The sequence below is a fragment of the Halomonas sp. 3F2F genome, assembly GCF_014897805.1.
In the GTDB taxonomy this organism is placed as follows: domain Bacteria; phylum Pseudomonadota; class Gammaproteobacteria; order Pseudomonadales; family Halomonadaceae; genus Vreelandella.
This window is the reverse complement of the sequence record NZ_JABUZE010000017.1, coordinates 13,783-37,026: the sequence shown is the minus strand read 5'-3', so window position 1 is coordinate 37,026 and position 23,244 is coordinate 13,783. Positions and strand designations below refer to the sequence as shown.

Genomic DNA, 23,244 nt, shown 5'->3' with positions numbered 1-23,244 from the left:
AACAGTTGATCCAGCAGGACTATCTATGAAGTTAACAGTTGATCGGCATGCCAACACGCCTATTGCACAGCAGCTTGAAGAGGCGATCAGCACTTGGATTAAACAAAACAAACCTGGTAATGGCAGCCGCCTACCCTCCATTCGCTATTTAGCTGCGACACATCACGTTAGCCGCAATGCGGCTATTGAAGCTTATGAGCGTTTAATCGCCGCAGGGTTGGTGCGCTCAAAACCAGGGGCAGGTTTTTTTGTTGCCGATAGTCCACCAAGCGAGCACCAAACAGCTTCTAGCCCACTGCAGGAAGTGACCAACGGGCTTTGGGGGCTTTTTAGTGCCGATGAGACGGCCCTGCCCCTTGGATGTGGTTGGTTACCCAGTCATTGGCGGGAGAGCGATGATTTAACCTATGCGATCCGTCAAGTTGCGCGTATGAATCGCGCGGACATTTTTGAATACAGTACTCCCCAAGGCCCCACGGCATTACGCCAATTAATACAAGAGCGACTTCGGCTTTTAGCGATCACGGCAAATCATCAGCAAATTGTCACCACCAGCGGCAGCAGTCATTCGCTAGATTTATTGGTGCGCTTGCTTCTCGAACCCGGAGACGTTGTCTTCGTCGAATCACCAGGCTATTACAACCTATTTGGCCTACTACATCTGCAACGTGTTCGTGTCATCGGCGTGCCTCGCTTAGCCGACGGTCCTGATCTTGAACGCTTAGAAGAATTACTTGCAGAGCATCGGCCGACCCTTTTTTATACCAACAGCGTTTTTCAAAACCCCACAGGGGGAACGCTAACGCCCACCATTGCGCATCGCTTATTACAATTAGCCGAGCAGTACGATTTCAAACTGATAGAAGATGATATATACGCAGACTTTCAACATACGCCAAGTGCTCGCTTAGCTGCGTTAGATGGCCTTAACCGGGTTATTTACTTGGGCAGTTTTTCAAAAAGCCTCTCCTCTTCGCTGCGCGTTGGTTATATCGCGGCGCCTTCTTCAATGGTGCAACGCATTGTCGATATCAAAATGCTAACCAGCATTTCTTCTTCACGCTTTGCAGAGCAAGTCATTACCACCATGCTTCAAAACGGTAGTTACCGAAAGCTGACGGAACGGTTAAGTACTAGGCTTTCCAACCACATGTCGATGGCGCTTGCGATGCTCAAACGTGCCAACTGGGATGTTTATACCGAGCCGACCGGTGGGATGTTTGTGTGGGCAAAGCCACCGGCAGCGATAACACCTGAACGATTGAGTGAACTGGCTGATGACTGGAAAGTTACCCTGTCGCCGGGACATTTATTCTTTGCCGATCATCAACCAACGCCCTGGCGGCGACTCAACGTGGCTTATATGCAGGATCCAAGAGCAAAAGGGTTTATTGAAGGATAATTCAATGACCTATCAATCAACCTCCACCACCAAACTCGGCTCAAACAGCTCTGGCGTAAACTCATCGGGATAACCGCCTGGATTAGCGATGACGCGCGTGCCGTTATATAAAGTATCGACAGGCTCATGGACATGGCCATGCACCCATAGGTCCATCTTGCCCATCAATTGAGGCAGGTGGGAGGCAAAGGCTGGGGACAATGCATCACCCAAATACTGTTCAGGAATGCAGCTGTGTAACGGTGCGTGATGGCTAATCACAACGCGTGGCCCATCAAAGGGTTGCTCAAGCTCATTGCTAAGCCAAGCAAGTGCTTCAACGTGTAATGCTTGGCTAGCTTGAGGGGTAAACACCTGATCTGGAGCTGTTGTCACGATGCTAAAATCGGGCATATAGCGCAACGCTTTAGCGTCGGTCTCTGCTGGGTTGTGCGTTGGGTCATCGGCATAGAGCGCAAAATCAGTCCATAACGTGGTGCCATAAAAACGCACTCCTCCAATAGTCACCGCTCGATTATCCAGCAACTCAATATTGTAGTGCTTGGCTTCGATGGCGAGCTCTTCACGGAGTAGCGGCATGCAGGTACCGTAAAACTCATGGTTGCCCGGCACATATAAAATAGGCATTGCTGGAAACCGCTGCCTGGCCCAGGCAAGCCCTGCCGTTTTCTGGTGAATATCGCCCGCCAAAATAACGAGATCGGCCTCTACCTCGGGCAATTCGCGGTCGCCATCAAAAAACTCCAAATGAAGGTCGGATAAAATTCGCAAGCGCATAGTATTCCTCACTTTTCCCTGTGTAATGGTCGTTTTATGGCGTAAGCCGCTCAATAAATTCTCTCACATAGTGAACAACCACGGCTTCCACTTCACGGTGGGGCACATGCCCAACGCCCGGCAGTATTTCAGTGTGCGCAGGACCTCGGGTATGGCGAGCGATGCGTTCAGGTTGGCGGTGCGAACCATACTCATCATTTTCACCATGAAGCACCAGCGTGGGGCAGTGAACGTGCTGAAGAGCGGGCGTAAGCGACCAGTGTTCAAATGCTGGATGTAACCACGTGTCTATCCAGCCGTTCAGTACCCAACGCGCCTTATTACCGTGATATTTTTCTAATTTGGCAAATTGCTCCGGCATTTGAAAGGCGGCCCGCGCCTCTTCAATACCTTGTTGTGTGCGTGGTTCATTTACCGCCTGCGCTGCAATGGTAATCAAGCCTTGGCACTGCTCTACATACTGCCCTGCACAGTGCACCGCCATGCAACCGCCAACGCTATGTCCCAGCGCAATAAAATGCGTTAACTGAAACGCACTCTGAAGGGCTGCAAAGCTGGTAGAGGGTTCATCGTCGATAAAGCTCAGCAGTGGCGGTGTCAGGCACGCGTCGGAGCGCCCAAACCCTAGACGGTCATAAGCAATCACTCGTCGTTGGGTCGCCGCACATAGCGCCGCTGGAAAGCTACGCCACAAATCCACACAGCCTAACGAGTCATGGAGCAGCACAATGGGCACATCCGAGCGCAAATGAGACGTTTCCCAAGTACGAGTAAACACGCGACCACGTGGTGTTGCTACCCAACGGTCTTGGAAGATAGGTTCAGGGCACAGAGTGTCAGAATCGACAGTTGTTGGCACCATAATATAACTCGTTGTTTTATTGATTAGTTATAGGTATGTCATCAGCATACCACGCTAAGTAGATAAGACTTCGCACCAATTATTTTGGTTATCAGCGGCTAAAATGCTGCACCGCAACAAGGATAGTCTATACTTTAAGTGTGTCCCAACAGGAGGACCACCTTATGATGTCTACATTTGGATTATCGACACAAGATGACGAGGTACTCGCTTTTTGGCACCGCCAAGCCCACTGGCAGCATGCTGCTAATGAAGCATTAGCGACCTACTTCGGCTAAAAGAAGCTTTTTTAGCGCCATCTCTCCCCTATAGACTAAAAAATAACCACACAAGCCGACTTTTTCAGTCGGCTTTTTTATATTATGAAAATCTTTTCCATTCAATGATGTAGGTGATCAGCTACTGATTTTGTAAGCCATTTCTTACACACCATAGCAATTCTCCTACATCTTTAGGACTAGATTTAAGGGCTGAAATGCGCATAGACTTTAGCCCGCAGTTAACTTGCTGCGTCGCACAAAGAAAACCATATATAACTAAATTGGGGTCACTAGAGCCCATGATGGCTGAACCGTCCCTTAACCTCTGAATGAATTAGGAGTACTCGCCATGTCATCTTTCGCTGCTCAAGATCAGACAGTAGAAGTGGATGTGATGCAGGTTTGGGCTAATCGTGCCCAACAGCAACGCGCAGCTTTTGACGCCATCGCTGCTTATATGAGTCAGCAGTAAGCAACAACGCCTCAGCCTTTGGTTAGTTTTCGGCCTGAGGTGTTGTCGTCTTGTTTATCAAGCCAACTGCGCTAAGTAAGTGTCCTGCAAGATATACATTCGCTTCACATCACGGTATTTGCCGTTGATAAAGAACTCTTCAACCAAATGCCCCTCCTCTATGAAGCCACTCTCCTCGTAGAGATGAATAGCTTTAACGTTCTCCACCGCCACAATCAGATATATTTTGTGTAGGTTTAAAATGGTGAACGAGTAGTGCAATGCTTGACGGATTAATGACCGAGCAAACCCTTTTCCCTGGTGATCTGGCGTGATGATGATCTGAAACTCACCGCTGCGGTGAATATAGTCAATTTCAATCAGCTCAACTAAACCGATGGCATGTCCGTCGCTGTTCTCTGCGACAAAGCGCCGCTCGGCGTTGTCATGAATGTGCTTATTATAAAGCTCCTCCAGCTCATCAAATGATTCGTAAGGCTCTTCAAACCAGTAAGACATAATGCTCTGGTTATTATTTAGCTCGTGAACAAAGCGCAGATCGTTGCGTTCCAGGGCACGAAGCTTTAGGTCGGTGGCGAGCATGACTCTGTCCTTTCTCTACGTATTGAGGTTTCGCTTTTCGCGCTGATTAGACATGCAGTATGCTCGAAAAGAGTTTTTTGTCATCACAGGAGTTTCGCATGATTGACCTACGCAGTGACACAGTGACTCGGCCTTCCCCCGCCATGAAAGATGCCATGATGGCCGCTCCAGTGGGCGATGATGTATGGGGTGATGACCCAACGGTCAACACGTTTCAGGAAAAGCTGGCTGAGCAGACAGGCAAGGAAGCAGCGCTACTATTTCCAAGCGGCACACAAAGCAACCTTGTAGCGTTAATGGCTCACTGCGAGCGCGGCGATGAGTACATCGTGGGGCAATCAGCCCATACTTATCGCTATGAAGGCGGTGGCGCAGCGGTGTTAGGCAGCATTCAACCGCAGCCTATTGAAAATGCCGCCGATGGTAGCCTGCCATTAGAGAAAATAAGCGCAGCTATCAAAGCCGACGATTTTCACTTTGCGCGTACCAAGCTGCTAGCGCTAGAAAACACCATCGGCGGCAAAGTGCTGCCCGCCGAGCATGTGCTGAAAGCAACTGAATTGGCCCGTGAGCGGGGGTTGGCAACGCACCTGGACGGCGCACGGCTGTTTAATGCCGCAGTAGCCACGGATACCCCACTGAAGCAACTCTGCTTGCCATTTGATAGCGTGTCGCTGTGCTTTTCGAAAGGTCTGGGCGCTCCCATCGGCTCTGCCTTAGTGGGCTCGCAAGCCTTGATCGACCGCGCACGGCGCTGGCGTAAAATGGTCGGCGGCGGCATGCGCCAATCAGGCATTATTGCCGCCGCCTGTCAGTATGCTTTAGAGCACCATATCGCTGACTTAGCCGACGACCATCGCCGTGCAGCACGCCTGGCGGAAGGCTTAGCAAAACTGCCTGGCGTTGAGATTACCGCTCAGGCAACCAATATGGTGTTCGCGCACTTTCCCGACGAACATGTACAGCCGCTCTCTGCTTGGCTGAAAGAGCATGGCATTTTGATTGAGCTACTTTATGCCACGCGTTTTGTTGTTCACCGTGATATTGATGATGCCGATATAGATAAAGTCATCGCCGTTATGCAGAGCTACTTCAGCCGCCTCTAGTCAGCCTTGAGACCTGTCAGAGCAACGTAGACCCCAGCGCTAAGTGTATTGCGATAACCGCCATCATCAGACCAATTAGCCCATCAATGGTACGCCATGCTACCGGGCGGGAAAGCCAAGGCGAAAGCGCGGCCCCGCCCCACGCCAACAGGCTGAACCAAAGAACAGAGGCAGTCGATGCGCCTGCGACAAACACACCCGCGCTCTCCTGCTGAGCACCAATAGCAGGAATTAACAATAGCGTGTCCAAATACACTTGGGGATTCAATACCGTCACGGCCAAGGTCGCCAACAGTACTCCGCGCAAGCTACGCGCTTTTACGCTACCGGCCTGCAGCCCCTCGCGTCCGCTAACAGCCCTCAGTAATGCCTGTGCTGCCAACCAGCTTAAAAACGCTACGCCTACCCAGCGCATGGCTTCCATCGCGTTCGGCATTGTCAGTAAAAACGCGCTAGCGCCAAACATACCAGCGGTTAGCAAGATAATATCCGCGCTCATACACAGCCCCGCCGACCACCAGTGATGTTCACGGCGCACTGCTAACCCCAGCACATAGGCATTTTGCGCCCCGATAGCCATGATGATACCGCCAGATACCACCAAGCCCGTTAAGTAACTTTCCCACATTGCGCTGTCCCCAGTACCAGAATTAGCGTCGCTTTAAAGAGTCGTGGCACTAAGATAGCGGGCAACCTGAATAACTAAAAATCATCCTGCTAATGGGGCATTAGTTTTGCTTATATAGAAACCGTATTGATGGTTTGGGAAATGATGCAGGATGATTAACCAGCGGCCTCAACGAGGGCTTGTGCCTCCAGGGCTTCAACAAGTGACTCGGCGAAGCGGAGAGCTGAGGGAAACCCTCCCCATGGCCAATAATTTCTGTTGATACTTAACGATGTATCATCCAACCAATGTTGCCAAAGCCCCGACGCAGGCAATGTTGAAGTTGAGTCTTGCTCTTGCGCATAAAACGGATGAAGAACAACCTTCTGGCCTTCTAATCTAAACGCTTCCAGGATTGATAATGTACTGAACCCCCAGCCGTTAGTGGAACCTTGCCAGGCATTCTCCAATCCGAGTCTTGTCAAGACCGCATCTTCTAGGCTTCCAGGCCCATAGACCCGGACATGACGACCATCCCGAATTTCAACGATCAACAAAGGCTCTGCAGGCCTCTCAATCTTTGCGGCCATGTCTGACAGACTAACTTCAACAGTATCAATAAATACTTGGGCTTGTTGTTCGTCATCTATCACTTTTCCTATTTCTCTTGTTAGATGATCCAGGCTCGGCCATACGTTCAATTTACTCCAAAGTAGCTGTATCTTTTCCACATGGGCAATATTTAACAACTTGTTCTGTATATTCAAATGTGCTGGTGGCGATATCAAAATAGCATCAGGTTCAAATAATGACAGATACTCAAAATTAGGCTGAAACCTGAGACCAAGGTCATGGGTTTCTGGAAGCAATTTTTCTTGGTATAGCTGTCTATATTGGGCTAATCCACCCATCGCTATTGGAGGATGTTGCAAAGCGTCGAGAGTGTCCGCAATCGCATAGTCAAAAGTGACAATATTATGTCGACTATCGGCTTTGACAGGTATTACAACAAATAGCACAAGCCAGATCGACAACATTAACCAAATAATCATATTCATGTATCTTATCACTACAAAACCACCTTCACTTACTCTAAAAATATTATAAACATATTTTTTGACGAAACTCATCTAAACGTCACATTATTTAAAACAAAGCTACACTAAAGAATAAAACGAGGCACCTTTCATTAAAAAGGCACCCACGCGTACTATTTAATTAGCCCACTACTTGTTTGTTTCCTTAACACATTGATAGAATGTAGGGTAACTACCAATGATAGCTTAAAGTGGCTGTCACATTTCGTTCTTCGCCAAAGTGACAAATCCGGAAGCTAGAGCAAGAGGACGCATACTCTTTATCAAGAAGATTGTTGGCATTGACCTGTAAGTTCATGCCATTAAGGTCGCTTGACAACATGCTTAGATCGTATTCCAACATCGCATCGACCAGGGTGTAACCACTTACTTGGAACGTATTGGCCTCATCTCCCCAGGTAGAGTCGTTGTAGCGGACACCAGCGCCAATCCCCAGGCCGTTTAAGGCACCATTAGTGAACTCATATTTACCCCAGGCCGAGGCCATATGACGGGGTACGGCATAGGGCGTATTGCCTTGAGTCTCATTATTGGTTTCAACGTACTCCATATCGGTATACGTATAGTTGGCTAGCAACGAAAGCTGCTCAGTGGGACGTAAGGTGGCAGAGAGTTCTAAGCCGCGTGAACGTACTTTGCCGATAGATTCATAGAACGATGTGTTAGGAATGGCTTCAGAAACATTCTCTTGTTCAAGATGATATACAGCAGCTGTGTATTGGTCATTGCTGCCGGGCGGTTGATACTTGATCCCTGCCTCGTACTGAGAGGCCTCACTGGGTTCTAATGTGTTACCGGAGGAATCAGTCCTTGTGGCAGATGCTGCCTTAAATGATTCCGAATAACTGATGTAAGGGGCAATACCATTATCAAAGGCATACAGTAAGCTGGCACGACTAGTGAATTTCTCATTGTCGCTTTCAGAAGACATACCTAAGTTGGTATAGGCGGTACTGGTGCCAGCCCAATCCTGACGCCCTGACAGATTTAAACGCCAGCGATTGAAGCTGATCTGATCCTGCAGGTAAACCCCAGTTTGCTCCACCTTGTTGATGAAGTTAGTGGGCGTTGAGTATGTGATTTGTGTGTTTCCATACTGTGGGTTGAAAGCATCCAGGGGAGACGCCGCCCCGAACTGCCACTCTCCTGAGTTGCGTTGGTACTGGTAGTCCAGACCCACTAGCAGCGTATGTTCAAGAGACCCAGTCGTAACATCCCCCTGTAGCTGATTATCCACATGATAGGCGTGCATGGATTCATCGGCTCGCGCTGCGCGTCGATCTAGAAGATTACTATCGCCTACGTAACTACTGGAATAAATGGAGTCATAATCAATATCCGAAGAGGTGAAGCGGAGATTCTGTCGAGCTTGCCACTGATCGTTGAACTGATGTTCTAGTTGGTAACCTATTAGTCGTTGATAACGCTCGAACCCATTGACGTCTGGCTCGCCATCAAAAAAGTTATTATCGCTCCGTTTACCATTATAATCTCGCACCGTACCGTCGGCTGGTGTCCAACCATAGTAACCACGATTTGGCTCGTGCTGCAGGTAGGCCATGACGGTCAAAGATGTCGCATCGGTTGGCAAGAACGTTAAAGAGGGAGCAATGGTATAGCGCTCGTTCTCTACATGATCGAACTGACTATCCGAACCGCTGGCTAGCCCTACTAGGCGATAGGCGACCTGTTGGTTTTCCCCTATGGTGCCACTGACGTCAAATCGTGCTGTACGTGTATTATGGCTGCCCGTTTCTAGTTGGATCTCATGGCTAGGTGAAAATAGAGGGCGTTTACTAGTCAGCCCAACCAAACCACCTGGGTAGCTTTGCCCGTATAAAACAGATGTTGGCCCTTTGAACACATCGATCCGCTCAAGAAAATAGGGATCAATTTGTAATGAATTATAGCCGGAAACATCGCTGGCCATTTTGAGGCCGTCAAAATAGACGTTGTCGATACTACCTACACCACCAAAACCGCGCATATTAATAAAATCAACACGATCTCCAATGCCGTTGCGGGTACCAGTGAACACACCAGGTATATAACGTAGTGCTTGCTGCACCGACTTTGCGCTTTGATCTTCGATCTGCTCACGCGTGACCACAGACACAGATTGCGCTGTCTCCATCAGCGGGGAGTCGGTTTTTGTGGCAGCGGCACTTCGTACGGCAATATACCCATCCACAGGGCCCCAAGCCGATTCATGTGTCCTATCAGCTTGTACCTGCATCGTCGTCAATGCCACATCCGCTACCCCCTCTTCCAACCGATAACTCCCATCACCCCGGCGCACTAGTGCAAGCCCAGTACCTGCCAGCAAGCGCTGCAACCCTTCATCAATACTGTACTGCCCCTGCAGGCCATTGGTTTGCTTGCCGCTGGTTAGCGATGCATCAAAAGCAATCTCGATTCCCGCACCCACTGCAAAACGATTAAGCGCCGTATCGAGCCGTCCTGCTTCGATGGAGTAACTCTGCTGAGCCGCTGCGCCCTGCCCTGTGGTGGCTTGCTGGGCAAGCACCGTGGCGGGCAATCCGCCGGCCAGGCAACTGGCCAGCAGGCCGTATTGAATGGCTCGCGCCAGAGGTGTACGGATAAAGCGAGAATGCGCTTGCTGCGTCGTCATGAAGATCCCCATTAAGTAATGCTTTTTTTATGTCTACATCACCTCTTCCGAACGAGAACGAGAATCCCTCAATGTTTTCTGAAATTTTTTCTTTCTAGTTTTCGTTAATATTACGCGACGCGACCGTAACCCAAAATGGCGTTCGGTAGACCACCTTTAACGATAGCGCATCGGCAAGGCTGGCCAGGGCGCGGTCGGTATCTTGCAGCGAGAACACGCCGCTCACCCGCCGGTCGGCTACCTCTGGCGCGCAGCGCAATACACCACGTCGATAGCGGGCCAATATCTCGACCACATCGACAACCCGCATACTTTCGGCCACCAGCCGCCCCTGAAAGCGGGCTAACCCAGCGGGTTCCAAGGACGCCGGTGGAGATACCCCATCGGCGTTCATGGCAGCCTGCTGACCAGCATTCAGCGTCGTTCGCTCATCACTTCCACGCCGCTCCAGGGCCACTCGCCCCTCGTAAACGGCTACTTGGGTGCTGTCAGTATGCTGTTGCACGCTGAAGCGGGTTCCCAGCGGATAGGAAAACCCCTCCTTCGTCATAACGCTGAATGCCCGGGCATCCGCTGTTTTTGCCGTGGTGATCAGCACCCCGCCACGTAGCAGGTGGAGTCGTCGTTGGTGGGCATCGAAACTTATGTTGATGGCGGTATCGGTATCCAGGCGCAGTTGAGTGCCATCGCTCAACGTCACCTCTCGCATCTCGCCAATACCGGTCGCGTAGTCGGCAAATTGGCGCTGCCATTGAGGCGTGCGCGGTAGCCCAAACCCCAGGCCACCTGCGAGCAACGCAACGCCGCCCCACTGCAACAAATGACGCCTGGAGACCTGCGAAGAGGCCTCGAATAACTCACTGCGCGCCGCATGGCTCGGCAACGTTCCCAGTCGACCGTCGATCGCTTGAAGCTGCTGCCAGGCACGTTCGTGCTCAGGCGCGGCTTGGCGCCATTGCAGGCAAGCCTCACGCTGGGCGTCAGTGGCATCGTCGCTCCATAGCCGTGCCATCCACAGGCTGGCCTGCTCCAGAACAGCGGGGGAGATGGTTTCTTGAGAAGGCGTCTCTTGGGAGGCGTTGACGGACGGTCGGCTCATGGCATTCACTTATGGTTGAGATTCATGCATGGCCTGGTGACACACCAGCAACGCCTTGGCGATGTACTTCTCCACCGAGGAGACCGAAACACCCAGTGATTTGGCAATTGCCGGGTAGCTCAAGCCATCAAGACGGCACATTAGGAACGCCCGGCGAGGCTTATCGGGTAACCGATGCAGAAGCACATCGATCTCGACCAGCGCTTCAATGGCAAGCGCCCTCTCCTCTGGCGATGGCGCCTCGGGTTCAGGTAGCAGACTTAGGGCTTCCAGATAGGCAGCTTCAATACGCCGACGGCGGTAGTGATCGATCACTAACCCCTTGGCGATCTGAGTTAAAAAACGTCGCGACTGATCCGGCGCTGGCGTAGTGCCCCGCGCCAGTATACGTAGGTAGGTATCGTGAGCGAGATCCGCAGCGGTATGGGAACAGCCCAGCTTGGCGCTCAACCAGCGCCGCAGCCAGCTATGATGATTGTGATAGAGGGAGTCGAAAGGAACTTCACTTCCGCCCTGTTGCTTTATCGATACCATCGCCCGTTGCCATTGAGTGCCCGTGCAAAATGCCCCACAAAAGGGGCAAAACCAGACGCAAACAATAAATGATAATACTTATCATTACAAACAATATAGCGATGTAAAGCACCTACCGATAACAGAACTAGGGGGTGGTTGGCTCCTCCAGAGCCTCAACGAGGGATTCGGCGAAGCGGAGGGCTGAAGGAAAACCTCCCCATGGCCAATAATTTCTGTTGATACTTAACGCCGTACCATCCAACCAATGTTGCCAAAGCCCCGATGTAGGCAATGTTGAAGTTAAGTCTTGATCTTGCGTATAAAACGGATGAAGAACAACCTTCTGACCTTCTAATCTAAACGCTTCCGGGATTGATAATGTACTGAACCCCCAGCCGTTAGTGGAACCCTGCCAGGCATTCTCCAATCCGAGTCTTGTCAAGACCGCATCCTCTAGGCTGCCAGACCCATAGACCCGGACATGACGATCATCCCGAATTTCAACGATCAACAAAGGATTTGCAGGCCTCTCAATCTGTGTGGCTATTAGTGATAACCTAGCGTCTACAGAGTCAATTAATATTTGAGCTTGCTGTTGCTGACCGTTAAGTTCCCCCACTTCTTTAGTCAACTGTTCAAGGCTCTGCCAAATATTTAAATTTTTTCCAAATAGCGAGATTTTTATTACATCAGCAATGTCGGAAAGTTTACCCTCTAAATTCAAGTGAGCTGGTGGCGATATCATGATGACATCAGGTTCCAATGATGCTAGATATTCAAAGTTGGGCTGAAACCTATTCCCGAGCTCTCGGGTATCAGGCAGTAAAGGCTCTTGGTAGAGGCGCCTATACTGCGCCAAGCCCGCCATCGCCAAAGGGGGTTGTTGCAAAGCAGCAAGTGTATCGGCAATGGCATAGTCAAAAGTGACTAGCTTTTTGGACTCTTCAGCGTTAGCGAATGAGGCGAATAGCGGTAAAAATATAACTAGGAGAAAAATTATACGGTCTGATGTTAGCAAATTACCCATATAGATCATCAATATCTTGTCTATTTTGGCTCTTATAAAACAAAGACAGGCTGTGCAACCGCCTGTCTTTGTCTCTCTTGGTAATGACGTTACCATTGATAACTTACTGAGCCTATGATGCTTCTCGGCTCGCCATAGTAACAGGCATAAGTGCAGGACTCGATATAGGTTTTATCAGTGAGATTGGTGGCATTCAATGCATAAACCCAGGGACCGGTTTCATAACTCACGCGCGTATCGATAAGCGTAAATGCAGGTACTTCTCCCTCGATCCAAGTCGCCCGGGTGGGGCCTACGTAGCGAACTCCACCTCCTACCTTAAGTCCTGGTAGACCGAAATCGCCAAAGCGATAGTCGCCCCATAAAGAGAACTGATTATAGGGTGTATTAGCCGCTCTCTTACCCTCTTGGGCTGGTGTGACGGGGCTGCTTTTCGTTGTACGCGCATCAGTGTAGGCGTAGGCTGCGACAAGATTGGCGTTGGGGCCTATAGCCGTCTTCGCTTCCAATTCGACCCCACGTGAACGCACTTCCCCTATCTGTGTCTGAAAGCTGGTGTCTACCGGATCGGTGACACTGACGTTTTCCTGTGTTAGCTCATAAGCGGTGGCGGTGAGCAGGGTATCCCAGCCCTCTGGCTGGAAGCGAACGCCCAGTTCATATTGCTCTCCTCGGGTGGGCTCGAACTGATTGCCGTTTCGGTCAGTGCCGCTGGTAGGTTCAAACGACTGGCTATAGCTAATGAAAGGCGCCAAACCGTTATCGGCAAGATAGACTCCCCCAACACGTCCAGTGAAAGCATTATCCGTTTCACGACTCCACTCTGTGGAGCCAAAGTAGGGTGAGGTCTCAGATTCAGTCCAATCCTGACGTCCTCCCAATAAGAAAACCCATTTGTCAGCGATTTTCATTTGATTTTGAGCATACAGGCCAATCTGCTCGTTGCGTTGCTTGGATGACCATGCAAAAGGAACAGGTTCACCTAGCTCACCACTACCATAAACAGGATCAAATAGATCAAGCGATGACACAGTTCGGTTGTAGCGCTCTGTTTCATGGCGTTGTCGTGTGTAGTCTATTCCTATCAAGCTGGTATTGGTGGTATTGCCAGTCTGCCAGTCATATTGCAAGGAGGTATCTGAGGTTAAGCCCAATGAGGCATCGCGGCGATCCTGGGCGCTCCGGGCATAAATCCGCTGATCAATACTTTGGCCAAGCCCTATCTGAGGAAAATCTCGATCAGCCCGGAAGGTACGCAGGCTATGGCTGAGGTGGAGGTTGTTAGAGAAGTCGTGCTTGAGCAAGTAGCCGATGGAATAGCGCTCGTTATCATACTCATCAAAGCCGGGCTCCCCAGTGAACTGCTCCCGAGGAATGTCACCATTCGGGTTAGAAACAATGGTGCCGCTGGTGGGTAACCCATAAACATAGGTCGTTTCGTCGCGCTGATACTCGCTTAGCAGAGTGAGTGAAGTGCTCTCGTTTGGTTGCCACTTTAAAGCTGGGGCAATATAGGTGCGATCATCCGGCACATGGTCGATAAACGTATCACTATCCCGGTGCAGCATGGTTAGGCGATATGACCATACGCCATCCTCATCGAAAGCATCGGAGAAATCAGCAGAGATCTGGCGACGATCGAAACTACCCGCCTCAACATTCACTTCGCGCAAAGGGGTGCTGATAGGGCGTTTACTGACAGCGTTGATCATGCCGCCGGGAGCAGCGACTCCGTACAATATTGAGGACGGGCCCTTAAGCACCTCCAAACGTTCCAATCCATAAAGCTCCTGCTGGCCATCATAAATATTAGCGTGGTATTTACTGCCGTCACGATAGGAGTCAGTATTGTAGAACCCACGTATTCTTACTGTTTCAGTGGTTCGGTCAGCCCCACTCTGTCTCGATATACTGGCTGTGTAACCCAGCGCCTCATTGAAGTTCCGGGCTCCATAATTTTGAAACTCTTCACTGCTCACTACCGAGATAGATTGTGGGGTCTCGATGATCGGTGTACCGGTCTTGGTGCCGGTCGCACTTCGGGTGGCAGCAATACCCTGTACTGGCCCGTAGGCGGTTTCCTGCATCCACTCAGCCTCAACCCGCACAGTCGAGAGTTCCACATTCGCAGGCCGCTCCACTAATCGATAGCTACCATCAGCTTCCTTAACCAGAGACAAACCACTCCCGCTGAGCAGTGCCCGCAACCCACCTTCGGCGTTGTAATCACCGGATAGCCCACGGGTTTGCTTACCCTGGGTCAGGCTGGCATCGAAGTAGATGACTACGCCGGAATCGGCGGCAAAGTGGCTGAGGGCGTTGCCCAGGTCACCAGCGGGCACTTCAAAATGCTGCGCACCTTGCTCAGCCTGTTGCTGAAGCTGTTGTTGAGACTGTTGTTGAGACTGCTGCTGGGCGTGGGCAGTCAGTGGCAGCAGCACGCCGGGTAGTGATAGCGTGGTACACAGCATTGCGCCGCTAACCGCATGGGTGAGCCGGGATTTTGTAAATGTTGTGTGGTGCATGGGTTCCCCTCTGGTGAGCAACAAAAAAATGCGTCTTTAACCAGTAAGTCGAACGGGAAACTCCAAAGGTACCGTCATTGGCAAAAATTATTTTTCTTCGTCCACGGTCACCCAATAACGCGTACGAAAATTGACCGATACCGGGAATGATTTACTCAGCGCATGCAGCGCCTGATCGGTGTCGTCTACCCTGAAAGCGCCAGTAATACGATAATTAGCCACACTGGGGGCGCAGCGTAAAACGCCTGTGCGGTAGCGGCTCAGTTCGGCAAGAAACGCATCCAGAGGCATGTTTTGCACCACTAACATCTGGCGTGTCCAGGCATCGTCGGTGGATGCCAGGCTTGTCGGTAGGGAAGCAGTGTCGACGGTAAAGGTAAGCTGCTGGCCGGCAAGACACTGGTTTTGAGCCCCCGAGCGAGTGGTCACTTCCACACTGTGCTCGAACACAGCGACCTGGGTTTCTGCTTCCAGCATCCGCACCGCGAACCGCGTGCCCAAGGCACGAACCCTACCCTGCGGCGTTTGCACAATGAAGGGGCGCGGATTCGCGGCACTGCCACTAGCGGTGGTCACCATGACTTCGCCTGCGCGCAATATTACCAAGCGCTCGTTGGCATTAAAGCGGATATCCACAGCCGAAGCGGTGTTGAGTATCAGGCGGGAGCCATCTGCCAGCGTTAGCAGTTTGGTTGCCCCTGTGGCCGTGTGATGATCAGCAAACCATAGCTCCACGGGGGCGTGGCGGTAGGCAGCCACACCCAGAGTCCCCGTGCCCAGCATCAGTGCCAAACCTTTCAATACACTACGACGGCTCATACTGAAGTGCTGTTCGGCACGCTCCAGTGTGTTCAGTGCCAAGTGGTTCGGCACTCGACCAAGCCGTACCTGCAATTGGTCTACCCGCTGCCAGGCCCACTGATGTATTGGGTCGCTGTCTAGCCACTGCTGCAGAGCCTGTTCGTCTGCTGGCCCGGCCTCTTCCGAACACAGGCGTGCATACCAGTGCGCAGCCGCTTGCAGCGCCTCCCGCCGAGACTGGGTCACTTCATGAGGGACTGTGGAAGCCAAAGGTTACAGCCCCGCTTCCAGTTCATAGAGCAAACACGCCTCGGTGGCCTTGGCCATGTATTTTTTGACTGAGCTGAGCGATACACCCAATTCCTTGGCAATATCTACGTAGCGCATCCCTTGTAACTGCGATAACAAGAAGGCTCGCCGTACTTTGCTCCCCAGGCCGCTGAGCATGGCATCCAGCTCGTGCAACATTTCCAGCATGATGGCCTGCTCTTCTAGCGAAATGGCAACCGATTCCGGCTGCAAGGCTAGGCTTTCCAAATAGGCCTTTTCCAGCGCGTGGCGTCGGAAATGATCAATCAGAACCCGATTGGCGATGGTCGTCAGAAAACTTCGTGGCTCGCGGATAGCCTCAATTTGGAGTTCGGCATCGCTGCGCCCCAGAATGCGTACAAAAGTATCCTGAGCAAAATCCGCCGCCTGCTGCGAACAGCCCAAACGGCTACGCAGCCAGCCAAGTAGCCAGGGGTGGTGGTCGGAATAGAGGATATGTACCTGCTCGCGCAGTGGGTATTTCCCAGACGGCATGGTTACTTTCAGGCCTCAAAATCATGCAAATGATAACTATTTCCATCATACTGAGTGACCCAGGAGGATACAAGCCCTTGCCATGGGTTTGTGAGCTTATGTATCTGGCGAGTTCGCCAGATAGCGCTAATGGTTGGATGCGACTTTCACTTCGATTCGAAGGCACTTTTCAGGTTCGTGATAACCGCGACACTAGCTGTGCGCCAGCCTTCCCCCCCTAGGCTAAAAAGGCCCCAAAAAAGACCAAAAGCTTGCACAGCCAGCACGTGATTGCTCCCATTACACCCAGCGTATTAGCAATATCAAAACCTGTCGGGAAATAGATTGCGTTAAAGTTCAGTGGGCGTTTCCAGAGCCTCAACGAGGGATTCGGCGAAGCGGAGGGCTGAGGGAAGTCCTCCAGCGATCCAGAAAGTGCTAGGAAGCACAATGACATCACCGCGTCTTACACTGGGCAGGTAACTCCATAAAGCAGTACGAGCTATTTGCTCCTCGAGACCAGCTGAATTATAGGATCTGATAATCACTAATCTGGCCTCAGTATCGAATAAATTCTCAACGCCTACTTGGGCATACCCCCACTGATTAGTTGCACCTTTCCAGGCATTGCACAGCCCCAATTGCTGAGAAACAGCATGCACAAAACTATTATCGCCAAATACACGGATATGTCTTTCATCCAGTAGCTGTATGAACAGCAAAGGCGTACAGCCTTTCGTGACATGCTCTCTCAGGCTGGCCAACCGAGCCTGAGTTTCTTGGACAAGATGATTTGCTTGCTGCTGCTGTTCGGCTACTTCACCAAGTTCATATGTGAATTTTAATAGCCCGTCCCAAACATTATTTTCTACCGTATAAGGATAGTTATCAACAACATGAACTGGAGCAATGGACGAAAGCTGTACATCCTGGTTAGCTTGCCAAGGTGCAAGTAAAACCCTGCTAGGCAAAACTTGTTGGAGTAGTTCCATATTCGGCCCTGGCAGCCCAGACTCAATCACATGAGAGGATTCGTAGGTATTGCCTGTCCAGAAATTGAAGGAACTCTCTTGCGTAACGATGACAGGAGATACGCCTAATTCAATCAGCGTCTCAGCGATTGGAAGATCAAAAGCTGCGACAGCTGAAGATGTGTTTGCTTGGGTTTCTATAGAGTGGGTACCAGGAAAAGCCAAAAAAGCAACTAAAGTTGTGCATAACATTCGAAAAATATTTATTAACTTAAAAATAATGATCCTCCCTTTCATCAATCGCTACAGCTGATAAAAATCACTAATAATGCAACACCCCTTTCATCTCGATAAAAAAGAGAAAACACATTGCATTAGATTACAACTCTGACAAAAGACATTGGGAGGTTGCCTATTTAACAACCTCCCATTTTTAATCAGTAACTATAATTTAGGTTAAATGTAAAGTTGCGAGGATCTCCATAGTAATTGTGTCTAGTGTTAGATCGAACCGTCGAATAATATTTTTCATCAGTAAGATTATTCCCCTTAAAGCTAACATCAAAGTTCTCATTGAAGCGATAACCTAATTGAGCTGAAAGTAAGGTATAGCCACCTTGCTCCCAGCGATTAGTGCCATCTTCGGCATAAATACTGCTGACAGTGTTAACACCAGCACCAATACGCCATCCTTGGTTGGCATCGTCAGAGAAGCGATAACGTGTCCAAAGTTTGAAGTTATGCCGTGGTGTATCAGGTGATAGCGATAACCCCTCCAGACTTGCATCACGTGTATACTCAGTATCCGTATATGCGTAACTGGCACTTATATCTAAACGTGGTAATGGACTGCCGGAGATCTCTGCTTCAAAGCCACGGCTGCGCGTCTCTCCAAGCGGGATAGAGAAGGCAGAGTTATCGGGGGCTGTGTAGGCTCGGTTCTGATCCTCAATATTGAATACGGCAAGATGCCAATTGAGTTCGCCGTCGGGTGATCCACCCTTTATACCCGCTTCAATTTGTTCTCCTGTGCGTGGCTCGATAATCTCACCGCTAGATTCGACCTCTGTTTGCGGCTGAAAGATATTTGACATGCTTGTATAAAAGTTAATGCTTGGGGTTATTTCATAGATAGCTCCGTAATAAGGAGTGAATTCGCGACCACTGCCAGCTCTATGGCGCCTCCAATCTCCCTCAGCAAGGTCTGATGTGATGTCATACCAGTCAAGGCGTCCGCCAGTAACGAGTGTCAGGCGTGGTGTGACAGACCAGTTAACTTGCCCATACAGGCTCTCTTGGCTCAAGTCAGAACTGACATATCCAGGATAAAGAGAATATTCATCCGGTTCTGGCAGTTCGTGGGGAGAATAAATGTTTTGGAGGGAATGCTGATTAAGATAGTCACCTTCTCCGTAAGCATACGGGGTGTAGCTGTCGTTCTTATTGTAGCTGGCCCCCAGAGTGGTAGCATGTTCGGCCTCGAATAGATTGAATGGAGTCGTTAGTCTCGCCTCCAGCGATTCACTCTTAGTTCGATTAGACCAGGAGCTATTACGTGTCAACATATCGCCTGAATCTTCATCAAGCACTAGAGCACCTTCACTGCTTGTGACATTCATTCTATATGTTTCGATCTGGTTAGCTTTTAAACTAAAGAAGCCGCCATTATTAAGATAGTGTTTTAGATCAGCAAAATAGCGTGTCGCATTTGCGTGCGAACGATCCCATGACGAACCGAGATAGGTTGAGCGGTCAACATCGAATAAGTTGCCGTTGCTGGCTACGGGCAAACCAGAATGCGGACGGGAGTCCTCTGTTTGTCTAGCGACGCCGACCGATAATGTGGTATCAGGGGTAAAGTCGTACTCCAGCGTGCCGTAGCCAATAGCATTTTGTGCATTAACCTCATCGACGAACGACTCTTGTTCATCGTAGACCCCCACAATCCTGCCGCGTAGGCTACCACTCTCGTTGAGCGAACCTGTGACGTCAATTGTGCTTCTATAGGTGTCCCAAGAGCCGGCAGACAACGACATATCGAAGCCGAAATCCCGCCGGGCGCGTTTGCGTGCCAAGTTGACAGTGCCACTGGGTTCGCCGCTGCCCGTGAGTATTCCCGTAGGTCCCCGCATAACCTCAACACGATCATAGAGAGCCGTGTCGTAGAGGCCCGTATTGGCTAATGAGCCATAAGGTGCTTCAACACGGCTTCCATCCAGCATAAGAGAATCAATATCATAGCCGCGGGATCTGAGTTGATACTGATTTGATCCGTATGACATTACACTAATGCCAGTAGTCTGCTCCATCGCCTCTTTGAGAGAGGTTAAGTTTTGATCGTTGAGCCTTTCGCGGGTCAATACACTGACAGACTGCGGAATATCCTTGATGGCCTGTTCGCTCAAACCGATAGTGCTGCGATCAGTGGTAAAGGAATTGCTGCTCTCTGTTGCCGCAGTGCTATGCCAGTCAGCCTCCACCTGCATCGTCGACAACGACACATCCGTTACCTGCTCTGCCAACCGGTAACTACCATCCCTCTGCAGGGCTGCCGTTAAACCCGTTCCATCCAACAACCGCTCCAGCCCTTCATTAACGCTGTACTGACCTTGCAGGCCAGGGCTTTGGCGCCCTTCCCCCAGCTCGCCAGCGCCGCTAATAAACACACCCGCCTGGGCAGCGAAGCGGTTAATTGCCGTGCTAACCGGGCCACTGGCAATATCATAGTGGCGTGCTTGCTGCTGAGTGACTTGAGCGATGGCGGGCTGCGATAGCAGCGGTGCTGCTAATAGCCCAGCGGTGGCAAAATGAACCGCCAGCGTCAAGGCGCGGCGGTTAAGCGTCGGTTGGGGCTTGGCAGTAAGTGGTCGAAGTGCCGTGCGCTGTTGGAGCATGTTGGTTCCCCTTGCAGATACGTTTTAAGTACTTATAAAGAGGAATCGAACCAGTGCGAAAAAGGGGAACCAGCAAAACCAATTTTTTTCTCTTTTTATTCCTCGCTGGAGCTTGTTTCGTCTGCCTCTATTTTGATCCACCAGGGCATGACTTGGCGCACCTTCACCGGTAGTGTGGTCTCGACCATGTTCAGGGTGCGCTCTAGATCATCGAGCGGGAAAGCGCCGAGCAGCGTGAGATTCGCCACCTCTGGGTCGACCTCTAGGCGGCCGTGGTGATGACGGCTAAGCGTCGCGGCAAAGTTCTTTAGCGACATGTTCTCGGCTAACAGGACGCCGTTGGCCCAGGCTTCCCGACGGCCTTCGGCGGGGGTGAGTTCCCCGATACGGCCTTCAGTGTAGTGCGCTTGCTGCCCAGCATTGACTACCTGCCGCTGGCTCGCATGCAGAGCATCGCCCTGAGTCTGGATAGCCACAGCGCCATCAAACACCGCCAGCAACTCACCTGAAGGCTGTTCACCCACACTAAAGCGCGTTCCCAAGGGCGTGAGTCGTGCACTGCGGGTATCCAGGTAAAATGGTCGCTGGATGTCTTTGCCAGTCGCTATCAGCACTTCACCTGTCACCAGCGCCAAGCGGCGCTGCTCTTGATCGTAATCAACATTGAGTGCTGAAGCGCTGCTCAGCCAGACCTGGGTGCCATCTTCCAGCACGATATGAGTGATTTCACCGGTAGCGGTGTGATAATCAGCGCCCCACTGCTGTACTAGCCGTGGCAACGGCGTGCTTTGCCAGAGCGCGGCGGAGAGTGCAGAGACCAGCGCAATGCTTGCTAGCCCTCCCAGCAGGTGGCGACGCCCTCGCCGCCGTTGGCGCGCCAAATTAATCACGCTGTTCGCGGCTTGCCGCTCATCCTTTTCCAAACTGTCAGCGAAGCGGCGGCTGACACCTTCCACTTGCTGCCAAGCCCAACGATGAGTGTCGTTGGCATCTCGCCATGCCTGCCAGCGTTGGCGCTCTGTTGCCGACATCTCACCTGCTTGCCACTCGGCAAACCACTCAGCGGCCTCTGCCAATGCACGGCGTTTGGCGGCTTCATCGGCGCTAACCGCAGAAGCCATTTAGAGGCTCGCCTCGAAGCCCGCTTCGATCAACGCGCACTGCAGCATGGCCTGGGCCATATATTTTTTGACCATACGCTCGGAAACTCCCAGCTCCTCAGCAATCTGCCGATAGGGTTTGCCCTGCAGTTGCGATGCCAGGAAAGCAGTTGCCACCTTTTCGGGCAGCCGCGCCAGCATGCGGTCGATCTCGCACAGCGTTTCGATAACGATCTGCTGGTGTTCGACGGAAGGTAGGTGCGATTCAGCGCGGGCGGCCAGGGCTTCTTGCCAGGCTTTTTCGATATCCTGGCGACGCCAATGATCAACGCACAGCCCTTTGGCCATACGGCTGAGGTAGGCTCTGGCACCGTCGAAACTATCCAGATGGCGAGGCGTTTTCAGCAACCGCACAAACGCATCCTGCGCCAGATCCGCCGCCGACTCACTGCACCCTAACCGATGGCTAAGCAACTGCTGCAACCAAGGCTGATGGTGGTGATACAACTGACCGAGGGAGTCTCGACAGCCGGTATGGTAAGCCACAGGCTCGGCTAATCGGGGTGCCGCCGCCATATAAAAAGCGCCTCACTTATTCGAAAATGATTCTTATTCTTTTTAAATTCACAGGCAGTGTCAATGACCGTTCTCGCCTAGATAGCGATGAAACGTCAACAGGCACTCATTAAATGCACACAGAAAGCAAATCGATGCTTTAGCGGTCAGTGGGTGGGAGCGCCAGCGAACTGTCTAACTCTGCTCGGCAGGCACCCGAACTGTTTCAGAAAAGCGGTGCTGAAATGGCTGACATTAGAGTAGCCAAGTACCATAGCGGTCTCAGTGACATTGTAATCTTGTAGCAAGCGCTTTGCTTTCTTCATGCGCTCTTCTTGGAAGAGCGCATAAATGGTCGTTCCAAAGCGCTTTTTAAAGCATATCTTCAGTTTGCATTCGTTCATACCGACAGCACGTGCGAGCTTTGCAATGGTCGGCGGGTCACTGAGATCTTGTAGTAGAAGTTCTTTGGCCCCATCCAGTTGGCGGCATACACGGGGGGAGAGTACATCGCACCCACGGCAGGTCTGGAACGCTGACAAGTGCCAGTGAAGAAAATCTAACGTTGCCGCATGCAGCAATAATCGGTGCTGCGGTATATCTTTCATCAGATTGGCAATGCTCATCGCTGAGCGCATCGTCTTGCGGCATTGGCCAGCATGGCGGACGAAGAAATCAGCCTCTTCTCCCCTCTCTCTGCCAATCAGAGGCTCTACCTCCTCTCCAGCCAAGCCATAAAGGGCATCAGGGGAGACCATCACCGTTAAATTCTGAAAATCATGGCTGTGACGAATGAGAAAGGACTCGCCGGCGGAATAGCCTAGGGTCACATCGCCTTGGGAGTAGTCCAGCGCACGGTTACCCACCTGGCCGTCGAACCTACCCGCCAGTTGGCAATTCAGATGCAGAAACTGGTGATCTCCCGCAAATGATTTAGGCGTATCAATCGCCCCCAGGCACTCAGCCGTGGTGTGGCAAACAATGAGCCCAGGCTGCAACATAACCCCGACATGGTCGGTGCTCTGGAGTGTAGTACTCCCCAAACTTCCGCGGGTGCTTACCGAGTCTGACTGATTTATATCCACCCTTTCATACCCGCCCTTTCATATTTACCCCTTCACACCAGCCCCAAAACACTAATGATAATCAATATCAAAAGATATTACTATCAGTCTC

General features: G+C 51.2%; 20 protein-coding genes. 3 read left to right on the top strand and 17 right to left on the bottom strand.

The features are described 5' to 3' along the window. Nucleotides 1-25: 25 nt before the first annotated feature. Nucleotides 26-1,402, top strand: a complete 1,377-nt coding sequence (locus tag INT21_RS01555) for an aminotransferase-like domain-containing protein (RefSeq protein ID WP_193061431.1) — start codon at nucleotides 26-28, stop codon at nucleotides 1,400-1,402. 12 nt (nucleotides 1,403-1,414) lie between these two features. Here the strand turns inward: INT21_RS01555 and INT21_RS01550 are convergent, their stop codons facing one another. Continuing rightward, nucleotides 1,415-2,179: a metallophosphoesterase gene (locus INT21_RS01550; RefSeq protein ID WP_193061432.1), complete on the bottom strand. Its 765-nt coding sequence runs from the start codon at nucleotides 2,177-2,179 to the stop codon at nucleotides 1,415-1,417. A gap of 34 nt (nucleotides 2,180-2,213) precedes the next feature. Then, the gene (locus INT21_RS01545) at nucleotides 2,214-3,041 is read right to left on the bottom strand and encodes an alpha/beta fold hydrolase (protein WP_193061433.1); all 828 of its coding nucleotides are present in this window, start codon (nucleotides 3,039-3,041) and stop codon (nucleotides 2,214-2,216) included. Nucleotides 3,042-3,650: 609 nt separating this feature from the next. Here INT21_RS01545 and INT21_RS20540 point away from each other — a divergent pair. Further along, on the top strand, nucleotides 3,651-3,773 hold the full coding sequence (locus INT21_RS20540) for a hypothetical protein (RefSeq protein ID WP_264298800.1): 123 nt from the start codon (nucleotides 3,651-3,653) through the stop codon (nucleotides 3,771-3,773). A gap of 57 nt (nucleotides 3,774-3,830) precedes the next feature. On the opposite strand, the gene speG is transcribed toward INT21_RS20540, so the two are convergent. Beyond that, the gene (gene speG / locus INT21_RS01540; RefSeq protein WP_125746025.1) at nucleotides 3,831-4,355 is read right to left on the bottom strand and encodes a spermidine N1-acetyltransferase; all 525 of its coding nucleotides are present in this window, start codon (nucleotides 4,353-4,355) and stop codon (nucleotides 3,831-3,833) included. Nucleotides 4,356-4,453: 98 nt separating this feature from the next. Here speG and ltaE point away from each other — a divergent pair, with 98 nt between their 5' ends. Further along, complete coding sequence (gene ltaE, locus INT21_RS01535; protein ID WP_193061434.1) at nucleotides 4,454-5,461, top strand: low-specificity L-threonine aldolase; 1,008 nt, start codon at nucleotides 4,454-4,456, stop codon at nucleotides 5,459-5,461. 16 nt (nucleotides 5,462-5,477) lie between these two features. Here ltaE and INT21_RS01530 read toward each other — a convergent pair whose 3' ends face one another. The 14 genes from INT21_RS01530 to INT21_RS20625 all read right to left on the bottom strand — a co-directional run bounded on the left by INT21_RS01530 (nucleotide 5,478) and on the right by INT21_RS20625 (nucleotide 23,153). Next, nucleotides 5,478-6,089 carry a LysE/ArgO family amino acid transporter gene (locus tag INT21_RS01530; RefSeq protein WP_125746021.1) on the bottom strand — a complete coding sequence of 204 codons (612 nt, stop codon included), beginning with the start codon at nucleotides 6,087-6,089 and terminating at the stop codon, nucleotides 5,478-5,480. Between the two features lie 155 nt (nucleotides 6,090-6,244). After that, nucleotides 6,245-7,198, bottom strand: a complete 954-nt coding sequence (locus INT21_RS01525; RefSeq protein WP_193061435.1) for an ABC transporter substrate-binding protein — start codon at nucleotides 7,196-7,198, stop codon at nucleotides 6,245-6,247. Nucleotides 7,199-7,337: 139 nt separating this feature from the next. Next, nucleotides 7,338-9,797, bottom strand: a complete 2,460-nt coding sequence (locus INT21_RS01520; RefSeq protein ID WP_193084760.1) for a TonB-dependent siderophore receptor — start codon at nucleotides 9,795-9,797, stop codon at nucleotides 7,338-7,340. Nucleotides 9,798-9,891: 94 nt separating this feature from the next. Beyond that, the gene (locus INT21_RS01515) at nucleotides 9,892-10,896 is read right to left on the bottom strand and encodes a FecR domain-containing protein (protein WP_226916774.1); all 1,005 of its coding nucleotides are present in this window, start codon (nucleotides 10,894-10,896) and stop codon (nucleotides 9,892-9,894) included. Nucleotides 10,897-10,905: 9 nt separating this feature from the next. After that, nucleotides 10,906-11,430: a sigma-70 family RNA polymerase sigma factor gene (locus INT21_RS01510; protein WP_193060953.1), complete on the bottom strand. Its 525-nt coding sequence runs from the start codon at nucleotides 11,428-11,430 to the stop codon at nucleotides 10,906-10,908. 127 nt (nucleotides 11,431-11,557) lie between these two features. After that, nucleotides 11,558-12,535, bottom strand: coding sequence for an ABC transporter substrate-binding protein (locus INT21_RS01505; RefSeq protein ID WP_193060952.1), 978 nt, complete (start codon nucleotides 12,533-12,535; stop codon nucleotides 11,558-11,560). Then, nucleotides 12,529-14,964, bottom strand: coding sequence for a TonB-dependent siderophore receptor (locus tag INT21_RS01500; protein WP_193060951.1), 2,436 nt, complete (start codon nucleotides 14,962-14,964; stop codon nucleotides 12,529-12,531). The genes INT21_RS01505 and INT21_RS01500 overlap by 7 nt, the downstream gene beginning before the upstream one ends. A gap of 87 nt (nucleotides 14,965-15,051) precedes the next feature. Continuing rightward, nucleotides 15,052-16,035 (bottom strand): FecR domain-containing protein, encoded by a 984-nt coding sequence (locus tag INT21_RS01495; protein ID WP_193060950.1) that lies wholly within the window; start codon nucleotides 16,033-16,035, stop codon nucleotides 15,052-15,054. 3 nt (nucleotides 16,036-16,038) lie between these two features. Next, nucleotides 16,039-16,569, bottom strand: coding sequence for a sigma-70 family RNA polymerase sigma factor (locus INT21_RS01490; RefSeq protein WP_193060949.1), 531 nt, complete (start codon nucleotides 16,567-16,569; stop codon nucleotides 16,039-16,041). A gap of 329 nt (nucleotides 16,570-16,898) precedes the next feature. Continuing rightward, nucleotides 16,899-17,816 (bottom strand): ABC transporter substrate-binding protein, encoded by a 918-nt coding sequence (locus INT21_RS01485; RefSeq protein ID WP_193060948.1) that lies wholly within the window; start codon nucleotides 17,814-17,816, stop codon nucleotides 16,899-16,901. 140 nt (nucleotides 17,817-17,956) lie between these two features. After that, a complete protein-coding gene (locus tag INT21_RS01480) occupies nucleotides 17,957-20,413 on the bottom strand; it encodes a TonB-dependent siderophore receptor (protein ID WP_193060947.1) in 2,457 nt (818 codons plus the stop codon). A gap of 95 nt (nucleotides 20,414-20,508) precedes the next feature. Continuing rightward, entirely contained in the window at nucleotides 20,509-21,534 is a 1,026-nt protein-coding gene (locus INT21_RS01475; protein ID WP_193060946.1) for a FecR domain-containing protein, read from the bottom strand. Then, complete coding sequence (locus INT21_RS01470) at nucleotides 21,535-22,089, bottom strand: sigma-70 family RNA polymerase sigma factor (RefSeq protein WP_193060945.1); 555 nt, start codon at nucleotides 22,087-22,089, stop codon at nucleotides 21,535-21,537. Nucleotides 22,090-22,235: 146 nt separating this feature from the next. Beyond that, nucleotides 22,236-23,153 (bottom strand): helix-turn-helix domain-containing protein, encoded by a 918-nt coding sequence (locus INT21_RS20625; RefSeq protein WP_319022191.1) that lies wholly within the window; start codon nucleotides 23,151-23,153, stop codon nucleotides 22,236-22,238. Nucleotides 23,154-23,244: the final 91 nt, after the last annotated feature.